The organism is Arthrobacter sp. 10N418, assembly GCF_056394725.1.
On sequence record NZ_JBFTIK010000033.1, the window covers coordinates 8,661 to 17,912 of the forward strand.

General features: G+C 62.4%; 14 protein-coding genes. 1 reads left to right on the forward strand and 13 read right to left on the reverse strand.

What is annotated here, in order from left to right; genetic code table 11:
- Nucleotides 1–19: 19 nt before the first annotated feature.
- From AC1DCZ_RS18000 to AC1DCZ_RS18045, 10 genes are all read right to left on the reverse strand, one after another.
- Nucleotides 20–832, reverse strand: coding sequence for an IS3 family transposase (locus tag AC1DCZ_RS18000; protein WP_476975809.1), 813 nt, complete (start codon nt 830–832; stop codon nt 20–22).
- Nucleotides 833–870: 38 nt separating this feature from the next.
- Complete coding sequence (locus AC1DCZ_RS18005) at nt 871–1,437, reverse strand: helix-turn-helix domain-containing protein (protein ID WP_476975810.1); 567 nt, start codon at nt 1,435–1,437, stop codon at nt 871–873.
- Nucleotides 1,438–1,458: 21 nt separating this feature from the next.
- Nucleotides 1,459–1,812: a tudor domain-containing protein gene (locus AC1DCZ_RS18010; protein ID WP_476975811.1), complete on the reverse strand. Its 354-nt coding sequence runs from the start codon at nt 1,810–1,812 to the stop codon at nt 1,459–1,461.
- A 64-nt stretch (nt 1,813–1,876) separates the two neighbouring features.
- Entirely contained in the window at nt 1,877–2,128 is a 252-nt protein-coding gene (locus AC1DCZ_RS18015; protein WP_476975812.1) for a DUF6225 family protein, read from the reverse strand.
- Nucleotides 2,129–2,177: 49 nt separating this feature from the next.
- Nucleotides 2,178–2,345, reverse strand: a complete 168-nt coding sequence (locus AC1DCZ_RS18020; RefSeq protein ID WP_476975813.1) for a helix-turn-helix domain-containing protein — start codon at nt 2,343–2,345, stop codon at nt 2,178–2,180.
- Between the two features lie 130 nt (nt 2,346–2,475).
- Complete coding sequence (locus AC1DCZ_RS18025; protein WP_476975814.1) at nt 2,476–2,736, reverse strand: ParB family protein; 261 nt, start codon at nt 2,734–2,736, stop codon at nt 2,476–2,478.
- A complete protein-coding gene (locus AC1DCZ_RS18030; protein ID WP_476975815.1) occupies nt 2,729–3,334 on the reverse strand; it encodes a DNA-binding protein in 606 nt (201 codons plus the stop codon). Before AC1DCZ_RS18030 ends, AC1DCZ_RS18025 begins: the two co-directional genes overlap by 8 nt.
- Nucleotides 3,335–3,400: 66 nt before the next feature.
- Nucleotides 3,401–3,931, reverse strand: coding sequence for a single-stranded DNA-binding protein (locus AC1DCZ_RS18035; protein WP_476975816.1), 531 nt, complete (start codon nt 3,929–3,931; stop codon nt 3,401–3,403).
- A gap of 37 nt (nt 3,932–3,968) precedes the next feature.
- Nucleotides 3,969–4,250 carry a glutaredoxin family protein gene (locus AC1DCZ_RS18040; protein WP_476975817.1) on the reverse strand — a complete coding sequence of 94 codons (282 nt, stop codon included), beginning with the start codon at nt 4,248–4,250 and terminating at the stop codon, nt 3,969–3,971.
- A 942-nt stretch (nt 4,251–5,192) separates the two neighbouring features.
- On the reverse strand, nt 5,193–5,393 hold the full coding sequence (locus tag AC1DCZ_RS18045; RefSeq protein WP_476975818.1) for a three-helix bundle dimerization domain-containing protein: 201 nt from the start codon (nt 5,391–5,393) through the stop codon (nt 5,193–5,195).
- A gap of 225 nt (nt 5,394–5,618) precedes the next feature.
- On the opposite strand from AC1DCZ_RS18045, the gene AC1DCZ_RS18050 reads away from it, so the two are divergent.
- A complete protein-coding gene (locus AC1DCZ_RS18050) occupies nt 5,619–5,846 on the forward strand; it encodes a DUF2188 domain-containing protein (protein WP_476975819.1) in 228 nt (75 codons plus the stop codon).
- Nucleotides 5,847–6,194: 348 nt separating this feature from the next.
- Here the strand turns inward: AC1DCZ_RS18050 and AC1DCZ_RS18055 are convergent, their stop codons facing one another.
- The 3 genes from AC1DCZ_RS18055 to AC1DCZ_RS18065 all read right to left on the reverse strand — a co-directional run bounded on the left by AC1DCZ_RS18055 (nt 6,195) and on the right by AC1DCZ_RS18065 (nt 9,072).
- The gene (locus AC1DCZ_RS18055; RefSeq protein ID WP_476975820.1) at nt 6,195–7,550 is read right to left on the reverse strand and encodes a ParB/RepB/Spo0J family partition protein; all 1,356 of its coding nucleotides are present in this window, start codon (nt 7,548–7,550) and stop codon (nt 6,195–6,197) included.
- A gap of 607 nt (nt 7,551–8,157) precedes the next feature.
- The gene (dprA, locus tag AC1DCZ_RS18060; protein ID WP_476975833.1) at nt 8,158–8,907 is read right to left on the reverse strand and encodes a DNA-processing protein DprA; all 750 of its coding nucleotides are present in this window, start codon (nt 8,905–8,907) and stop codon (nt 8,158–8,160) included.
- Nucleotides 8,908–8,925: 18 nt separating this feature from the next.
- On the reverse strand, nt 8,926–9,072 hold the full coding sequence (locus AC1DCZ_RS18065; RefSeq protein ID WP_476975821.1) for a hypothetical protein: 147 nt from the start codon (nt 9,070–9,072) through the stop codon (nt 8,926–8,928).
- Between the last annotated feature and the right edge of the window lie 180 nt (nt 9,073–9,252).

Here is a 9,252-nt window from a genome sequence, read left to right on the forward strand (position 1 = left end):
AGAGTGCACGGCCATGGACTTATGCCGCAAGCGTCTGAGCACGATACTCTACCGGGCTCAAACCGTTGAGCTTTGTGGAGATTCTTTCGGTGTTGTACCAGTGGATGTATTTGTGCAGCGCGGCTGTCAGTGCTTCGGTGTTGAGGAATTGGACGCGGTGGAAGAGCTCTTCTTTAAGATGTCCGAAGAAGTTCTCCATAACGGCGTTGTCGTAGCAGTTTGCTTTGCGGGACATCGACTGAATGGCGCCGGCGTTCTCCAGGAGTTTGCGCCAGGAGGTGTGCTGGTATTGGAATCCCTGGTCGGAGTGCACGAGGGGTTTCTGCCCCTTCTCCAGGGTGGTCAGGGCACCGCGCAAGGATGAGTTGGTCAGTTCCAAGTTAGGTGAGAGGCCAAGGGCGTAGGAGATGATCTGCCGGTCGAAGAGGTCCATGACCGGTGAGAGGTACAGTTTCCTGTCGCCGACGCTGAACTCGGTCACGTCGGTCACCCATTTCTGATTCGGCGCATCCGCTTCGAACTGGCGTTTCAACAGGTTCGGGGCAACAACGCCCTGCTCGCCCTGATAGGAGTTGTAGCGGTTTTTCCGCCGGACCTTGCAGACCAGCCGCAGTAAACGCATCAGCTTCAGCACGGTCTTCTTCGCGACTGTCCAGCCTTGTTTGACCAGTTCGATATGGACACGGCGGTGCCCGTACCGGGCGTGGCTTTTCTCAAAGATGCCCGTAAGCGCTGCTTTGAGCTCTGCTTGGGGGTCAGGAGCCAGCAGCCGAGCTTGGTGATAGAAGAACGTGGACCGGGGCAGGCCGGCAACGTCCAACAGAACTGCCAACCGGTGTTGGGCCTTGAGAGCGATGACAGCGCGGACTTTTAGCGCTGTTCCTCGTCCCTCAAGGCGTTTACTTTTCCCAGGAAGGCCACCTCTGCCCGCAACCGTTCGTTCTCGCGGCGAAGCCGCTGCAGCTCCGACTCCGGCTCTGCCGGCGCCCCGAGAGATGAGAGTGGTCGTCCGCGTGTTTTCGGGCGCAAGCCGTCCTCGCCTTCATTGCGATATATCCGCGCCCACTTCTTGATCAGATCCGGGGAGGAGAGTTGGAGCTCCTTCGCCAGACAGACCTGGCTCTCCCCGGCTAGGAATCGACGGACCGTATCGAGTTTGAACTCAAACGTGAACTTCCGATGGGTCGATTTGGTCACCAGCGCCGTACCTCCGCGAACTCTCCATAGGGCATGAATGCGGATGACAGCTTTTGAACCGACTCCTAATCTCGTCGCCGCTGCCTTCGCGCCCCAACCAATCTCGAACAACGCTACCGCGGCCTCGCGCTGTTCCTGAGATAACGAACTGCTTTCCTGCATAGAACTGCTCCCCGAAAGTAAGGACCGATTTTTCAGTCCAACTTTTGGGGAGCAGTTCACATAGGTGCCGGCCTTCATGCTGCTTTGGGGCTGGATCCTCTAACCGTCGGCAGGGGCATCGCCGTCCGGAATGGACTGATCGTCCCCGGCCGGCGGCCGCAGCTCGTGATGGTCGCGCCATGCTTGCTCGCCGTCCTTGTACTCCACGGTCCACTCGTCCACGCCAACGCGTTCAACGATGACAGCCTGCTCCCAGCTGGACCCATCGCCCCGCAAAACTTCAACGGCGCTCTCGTCAGGGAACGGGTTGTGGCTACCCAGGTACTCGCGGATGGTCTCCTCAAGTGGTGTTCGCCCACCCTCGGGTGCCGCATTCACCCACTGCTCCAGAGGGTCGGTTCCAGCCCAGCTCGTTGCAAGGCCAGCTACGTAGTTCGTCTCGGTCTCGCTCATGGCTTGTCGCTGCTCCAATCCGTTGTTGTCAGGGCGGGAAGACTCTGTTGCCAGATAGTGGCCGTTATCGGTCGGGTTGCAGATAGGTTCCCGATGGGAACTCGCAGCCGATCCGAAAATCCCTTCCAACGAACGGCTCCCCCCGGCCATCGATCCCGTGGCCAAAGCCAGCATGGACGACAACCTGCTCCTGAACGGTATCGCCACCCGGTTCATCGGCGACGTCGACGATGATTGGCAGGTCATCGGGCAGCCCAGCGAGGGCGTCACGCAACTGCCCTACGGTCCAGGCCTGAACGGCGCGCTCGAAGTCCATTGTCAGATCCTTTCACCTGGCACTGACAGCAAAGGCGATGACCATTGCTTCAGTCCTCACCGTCGAGGGCTTCAGCCTTGATGGTTCCGGCGGCGATGCGTTCCTGGGTCTCCTGGTAGCAACGCTCCAGATAGGCTTCCAGGTCATCCTCACTGACACGCCACATGCGGCGGCCACCACTCAGCTGCAGGGCGCGCAGCTCCCCAGATGAAACCAAGGCATACACGGCTGGCAAGCCCAGTTCAGGATCTCCCTGACCTGGGCGAGAGTCAGCAGCCGCGGGAACTTCGGCTTCCCGGGTTCAGGTGCCGGCATCTGCTCGATGTCCTTGCTCCACTTCGGCATGCTTACTTGTCCTCGTTCCGGTGTCGGATTTCTTCGCGGGTGCGCTGCCCGGGGCGGAGTTCCCCCGCGGGGACCCCCGGCCATTTCCTGCCGCCGTTGTACTTGCGCTGCAGCCGCCTCACTTCCCGCAGCGTCGCCGCCTCGATCAGGTCGGTGATGGACGCGTACCCCTCGAGGTGGCCGGCTTCCTGGACGGCCGCGCGCACCTGGTCGGCGTCGGATTCAGTGAAGTAGGGCGAGAAGGACTTGTTCTTCTTAGGCACCGGGAGCCTTGGTCTCCGGGGCGACGCGTTGCAACAACGCGTTGTGTACCTTCTCCAGGGTGGTGCTGCGCGCCTCGGCGCTGGCGAGCTTCTTCTCCGCCTCCGCTGCCGCACCGGCGGCAGCGCGTTCTGCAGCACGTGCTTCTTCGAGCTCCGAGCCCAGAGCGGCCAGCCGCTGCTCCAAAGCCTTCACCCCGGACTCCAGAGCGGTGATGCGGGCTTGAAATTCGGCGGCCGCGGATTCCTTCTCTGCCGCTGCCTTGTCCAGGTCCGCCACCAGTTCGGCGATTTCCTGGTCTTTGTCCTTGCGTTCCTGCGCCCAGGCCATCTCGACGGCGGCGTGCCGTTCGGCGGCCTGGGTGGAGGCCTCGGCCCAGACGGCGGCGGCGAGCCGGGTCGCCTGTTCGAGCAAGGCGGGCGGCGTCGCGGCCACCTGTCCCCCGGCAGCGAGCTTCTCCTCGTTCCATTCCTTCAGATACCGGGTAGCGTCCGCGTTACTGACACCCGCGGCGGCACGGACCGTGGAGACGGTCGGGCGGCGCTCGGCGCTGATCTGCTCGGCGGCGGCAAACACGCGGTCTTTCACACTCGTGATCATGGCGGCTTCTCCATAGAAGTAGTAGGAGTAGTAACGTTACTACTCCTACTACTCCTTTTCAACTGCTTAGAAGGGTGGTTCGGAGTCGGAGTCGGGGCCGGTGCCCCAGCCGCCGGCGCTGCTGGTCGCCGGGGTCGCCGGGGTCGCCCATGGATCGTCCTGCGCGGCGGGCTGTCCTGCCCGGTTGGCATGGTTGCCGAAACCACCACCCGCCTGTCCGTCCTGGTTGCTGCGCTGGCTGCGGTTGACCTTGGCGTTCGCGTACCGCAGGGACGGGCCAATCTCGTCCACTTCGAGCTCGATCACGGTGCGCTTCTCACCTTCCTTGGTGTCGTAGGAGCGGGACTTCAGCCGGCCCGTAACGATGACGCGCATGCCCTTGGTCAGGGACTCGGCCACGTTCTCGGCCGCCTCCCTCCACACGGAGGCCCGGAGGAAAAGTGTCTCCCCGTCCTTCCATTCGTTGGACTGCCGGTCGAACGTCCTGGGCGTGGAAGCGATGGTGAAGTTCGCTACCGCAGATCCACTCGGGGTGAAGCGGAGCTCTGGGTCGTTGGTGAGGTTCCCGATGACTGTGATGGTGGTTTCGCCTGACATTGGTTTCGTCCTGTTCTCTTAGTTTCGTTCTGGCGGATTAGTTACTGCGGGTAAGACAGCTGTGGTGATTCATGGTGGCAGCGACGAGTTTGTCGCGGCGCAGGCGGGACCAGTGATCCTGGTCGTCGGAGTTGTTCACGACGACGGGTGCCTGGGAGTAGCCGAGTTCGGTGGTGATGTACTCCAGCGCTGCCGGCACTTCGGTGATGTCCACGGCCGTGTAGGTGATGCCCTTGGAATCGAAGTAGTCCTTCGTCTTCTCACAGTTCGGGCAGTCCGGCTTGGTGTAGACCGTGTAAGCGGTGGGTGAAGCAGTCATTTTCAGCACCTTGGTTTCGTATCAAATGAGTTTCGTTCGTCTGGCTGACTTGCTACTCCAATTTTAGCAATCATTCAACTGAATGAATAGCACTTTTGCCGCTTAGTTCAGGGATTTTTGGAACACGAATTGACGGGAAAGATGCAATTTAATGCCAGCCTGGACCATGGGAACTGTCAATTTCAGAAGCTGACTGCACTTATGTCAGACGTCCTCTGCACTTCGCCTGGTTAGCGGGCCCAATCCGCCATTGTCAGAAGCTGGCTGCCTGCTCAACCTAGACGGCACGACCGAGCGGTCAGCAACCGGCGGGATAAGTTTGGTGACTATGGCACTCACTTCGGCGCAGCGTTCTGCGCAACGGTCACTTGTTGGTCTGATTCGGGCTGGTAGCGCCGTCGTCAGTCGTAAAGAGGGACTGAGCATCTGGCGTGCGCGAGGTAGCGAGGAATGGCAAGTCAGCGTGGACGAGATTACGAATCATCTTGACGTTCTAGAAGTGCCTTACTCGGTTGCTGTTGTCCTGCGTCCCGCGCACGGCAAACGACCCCGACAGGCAGGCTTCTCTATCCAGGTGGAGTGGGATCGGCTTGACTCCCTGGTGCGTTGGGTTCCTTCACTTCGTGTGCTCATGGATGCCGTTGAAGAAAGCCCAGGGGGCACTGAGTAGAAGCAGCAACCATTGAAGACCCCATCTAGCTTTACCACCTGCGGCTTGTTCGAAGTGGTGGGCGATCCTTGGGCGCCCACTTCGGAGGGGGGCGGATACCTGAGCTGGAGCTATTCACTCGCTCATTTCACAAGTTGCAACTTTGGCCAATCCGGAGGCAACACCATGGGTGAGCCCCACACCCTGGCCAGGCCACAGCATCAGACTGCCAGCTGCTCACGGAGCAACCGGGTAAAGACTTCCAGACCATGGGAAATGTGCCTGCAGAGTTTCTACGAGCGACTGCTTTGCAGGCGCTTGATGGCGGCACGTTCGAGGAGTACAGGGACCATCGTCCGCACCGGGCCCGAGTTGAAGGCCGAATACTCTTCACAGACCGCGTCCTCAACGTCGGTCCGGGAGTGTCCGGGAAATCGGCAGGCGAGGGTATTGATTACCGACACCACAGCGTGCTGCTCTTCATTGCACTCCATCGCTCACCTCATCATCGAAATGTCTACGGGCTGCAGCCCTTCCGGCAGCTTGAAAGATAAGCATGCTGCCTATTATTGTTGGGGTCAATCTTCTTCGCCTGTCCCCCATCAGGCGGAGTGGTTGCCAGGGAGGCCCCGCAATACTGACTCGTGCTGCGGGGCTTTTCGCTGTCTGCGCCTTGCGCGGCAGTTGTCAGTTAGTCCGAACGGCAGAGGGAGTATGCAATGGCTCAGGGCGATATCGAGACGTACTACGAAGACGGTTCGTGGAAGAACAAGCGTGAAGGTACTTCGCGTGCGTTCGGTGCCGGCTACAGCACCAAGCACGAAGCAGAAGCTGCAGGCCGGGAAGCTGCCCAGGCCGACAAGGTCGAGCACGTCATCAAGAACCAGGACGGTCAGATCGGTTCCAAGAACAGCTACGGCAACGATCCACGGAACGTCCCGGGCTGATTGTTCAGCCACGCCCCGGGCACTCCAATGTCCAAGGGACACAAGAAAGGCCGGCTCATGATGAGCCGGCCCTTCTGCGTTCTCCTCGGCAAAGGAAATCTACGGATTCAGCCTAGCTGAATGTTGTCGGTGGTGCCTGCAGCTGCCTAGTGGGCGTCGTTGTCCCTGGTAGCGCGGCACCTGGTGGTGCGTGGGGTGGGTGCGTTGATCGGCGGTCCGCCGCTGGTGAGTGGCTGCTGTGGTTCGCCCTGGGCGGCGGACCGCCCGACTTCTGGGAGGTACCCGGCCCTTGCGTGGTGAGTGGCCGGTGGGCTTGCCGGGCGGTGGGTTTCCGCCCGGCAAGGGTGTTTATGCGGCCGCGTCGTTCTCGGCTGGCTTCTGGCCGTCGAGGATGATGTTCTCGACCTCGCTGGGGGTGTATCCCCACGTGACCAGCTGGTTCAGGTAGTCCCGGTGCGTCTGGCTCGGGGATCGCCACGAGTCTTTGGCGATGGTCTTCTCATACCCTGCACACACCAGCGCGATCAGGGAGAACTCGGGCCGGGCTTCGGTTTTGGCGACATGGTCACGGAGTGGGTTCCATCCCCACCGGTCAGCCTCTTCGACCTTGGCCCCGACCATTTCGGCCGCGACCTTCCCGTCGTAGCCGCTGGCGGTTTCGGAGTGGTGGGTGATGGCGTGGACGGTGAAGTACTGCCAGCCCTTGGGTACCTGCTTCCTGGCCAGCAGGGTTTTGACGAACTCCCGGCGGACCTTGGTCGCTGATTCCATGGCCTTGTTGTTGGCGATCAGGGTTTTCCGCTCGGCCTTCTGTTCCTCGGTCATCGGGCCCTTCTGGGCCTGCGCCCCGCCGCCGTTATAGCGTTCGTACTTTGGGGTGAAGCCCAGCTCCTTCCAGTCGCTGATGACAGGCTCGGCCCTGTGCTCACCCCGGTAATTGGTGCTGATGATGTAGGCGTTGGCGTCCTCATCGATGGCCGGTTCCCCGTCCGCGCGTCTGGCCGCTGAGACGTAAAGGTTCTCCTCGTCCGCGTAGTGTCCGGCGTCTTCGACGATGGCCTTACCCTGGGCAATGAGTTCTTCGATCAGGGCGGAGAGCTTGGCCTTGGATTCCCGGTCGTCCCGAAGTTTCTGGGCGATGTGGTCAAAGTACTGCGGTTCGTCACGGATAACTGATTCGAGTTCCTCGATCGCGTCCTGGTCCCCTTCGAACTCGGTCATCACCAACGCCATGTCCAGGGTGTAGCCGCTCTCGAGGGCCTTGGTCCCGGTGGTCGATGCCTTGGCTTTGAGCGCGTTTTCGACCTTGGCCTTGGTCCTGCCGGTCTTCTTGGCGATCGCGGCCGCCGAGACGCCGATCAGGGACAGCTGGTGGTAGGCATCCGCTTCGTCCGCTTCGGTGAGTTCGGCGCGCTGGATGTTCTCCACGACCTGCGTCACGATGCGTTCCGCTTCCTCGGGTGAGTCGATGAGCAGGACCGGAATGAGGGGCCGTTCGGCTTCGACGGCCGCCCGGGTGCGGCGCTGGCCCATCAGGACGTGCACGGTGCCGTCGTCCTTACGGTGTGCGATCACCGGTTCCATCACGCCGTGTTCCTTGATGCTGGCGATGAAGTCAGCGGTCAGGGCGGCGTCCTTGCGGACGTTGATGTCCACGGTCAGGGTTGCCGGGTCGAGCATTTCAAGCGTGGGTGTTGCGTTCATGTGGTGTTGCTCCTTCTTGCCGAGAAGTGGGGTGGGTGGGGCGGCTCGTGGTGACCGGCCAGCTCCCCTTCTCCCCCCGTTGTTTTTTGGCTGCTGGCGGAGCTTGCGGAGCTGTGCCCGACGGAGGCCCGTCTACCCGTAAGGGCAAGACCCGGAAAATCTTCGAAGGAAATCAGCGACGCAGGAGCGCCGAAGAAGACTTTTCCGTGCCGCAGGCCCCGACGAAGGAGGGGCTGGACGGGGTGGATCGGGCACGTACGATCCGAAGGACAGCAGCCAAAAAACGTTGTAGACAAGACAGGTCCAGGGGGTCCGGAGCTCTGCGACGGCACCCCCTGAACCAACAGCCGGCCGCGAAGCGGACGCCCGCCAACTGGTTGAAGCGCAGCGGAAACCAGTGCGAGCCCAGCGAGCATGCACCTCCTCCCCGTCCTCCGGATCCGCCCGGGCCGGCCCGTCTGCCAGGTGTGCCGCCGGCGCCATGTGATCCGCGCGCGGCCTGGGCGCCAAACGGCGGTCCGCCGCCGGTAACCACCACCTAAGCCAGCCATCTGCGGCGGACCGCCAGCGGTGACCGGCCCTTCGGAGGCCGGCCACCGCATTGGACTTAGCTGGCGAGCAGTTCTGTCAGTTCGGCCGCGTCGGTTACCAGCGTCGCGCCGCCTTCTTTGAGGAGCCGGTGGCATCCTGCCGAGTTGGCGCTGTGGACACTGCCGGGGACGGCGGCGACGTGCCGGGCGATGGTCTCGGCGTGGTGGGCGGTGTTCAGTGCACCGGAGCGCCAGCGGGCTTCCACAACACAGGTCACCCCTGCGAGGGCCGCGATGATGCGGTTCCTTTGCAGGAACCTGTGCCTGGTCGGCGCGGTTCCCGGGGGCAGCTCGGAGAGCGTCAGGCCGTTGGCGCGGATCGCGGCGGCGAGGTCCGCGTTCCCGGACGGGTAGTCCCGGTCAAGGCCTCCGGCCAGCACCGCGATGGTCGCCGGTCCATTGCCTTGGCTTCCGGCCAGCGCGGCGCGGTGGGCGTGGGCGTCGATGCCGTAGGCAAGGCCGGAGATGACGCAGATTCCGCGCTGGGCCAGCCCATAGGCGATGTCGCCGGTGACGGCCGCGCCGTAGCTGGTGCTGTCCCGGGAGCCGGTCAGCGCCGCGCACCGGGACGGTGCCGGGATCCCCTTCCCGATGATGCCCCGGTACCAGAGGCCCCACGGGGCATCGGGAAGGTCATCCAGGCCGGTTGGCCAGTGCTCGTCGCCCGGGACCAGGAATCCGCCACCGAGTCGTTCGATGGTGGCCAGGTCTTTTTCCGGGTCCAGGTCGTGGATCCGCAGTGCCCAGCGGCTCAGGCCTTCGGCCAGCTCGTCCGCCGTGACGTCCTAGAACGGGAACGCGGGTCGGGCGCCGATGGCGATTCGAAGTGCGGCGTGTGCGCCGTGTTTGGCCACAAGGGCACGGCCCACAAGGTCGCCGGATTCAAAGAGGCGGGTAAGGGCGGCGCGTGCGGTGCGGTTTTCGTCGTTCATGTGGTGTTGCTCCTTCTTGCCGAGAAGTTGGGGTGGGTGGGGCGATGAGTAGTGACCAACAAGCTCCCCTTCTCCCCCCGTTGTTTTTTGGCTGCTGGCGGAGCTTGCGGAGCTGTGCCCGACGGAGGCCCGTCTACCCGTGAGGGCAAGGCACGGAAAATCTTCGAGAGGAAATCAGCG

Bases quoted from the DNA above. Each gene is read 5' to 3' on its own strand.
- AC1DCZ_RS18005 (WP_476975810.1), bottom strand. From the start codon at position 1,437: ATGAAGGCCGGCACCTATGTGAACTGCTCCCCAAAAGTTGGACTGAAA.
- AC1DCZ_RS18055 (WP_476975820.1), bottom strand. From the start codon at position 7,550: ATGAACGCAACACCCACGCTTGAAATGCTCGACCCGGCAACCCTGACC.
- AC1DCZ_RS18010 (WP_476975811.1), bottom strand. From the start codon at position 1,812: ATGAGCGAGACCGAGACGAACTACGTAGCTGGCCTTGCAACGAGCTGG.
- AC1DCZ_RS18030 (WP_476975815.1), bottom strand. From the start codon at position 3,334: ATGATCACGAGTGTGAAAGACCGCGTGTTTGCCGCCGCCGAGCAGATC.
- AC1DCZ_RS18050 (WP_476975819.1), top strand. From the start codon at position 5,619: ATGGCTCAGGGCGATATCGAGACGTACTACGAAGACGGTTCGTGGAAG.
- AC1DCZ_RS18045 (WP_476975818.1), bottom strand. From the start codon at position 5,393: ATGGAGTGCAATGAAGAGCAGCACGCTGTGGTGTCGGTAATCAATACC.
- AC1DCZ_RS18035 (WP_476975816.1), bottom strand. From the start codon at position 3,931: ATGTCAGGCGAAACCACCATCACAGTCATCGGGAACCTCACCAACGAC.
- AC1DCZ_RS18040 (WP_476975817.1), bottom strand. From the start codon at position 4,250: ATGACTGCTTCACCCACCGCTTACACGGTCTACACCAAGCCGGACTGC.
- AC1DCZ_RS18015 (WP_476975812.1), bottom strand. From the start codon at position 2,128: ATGGACTTCGAGCGCGCCGTTCAGGCCTGGACCGTAGGGCAGTTGCGT.
- AC1DCZ_RS18065 (WP_476975821.1), bottom strand. From the start codon at position 9,072: ATGAACGACGAAAACCGCACCGCACGCGCCGCCCTTACCCGCCTCTTT.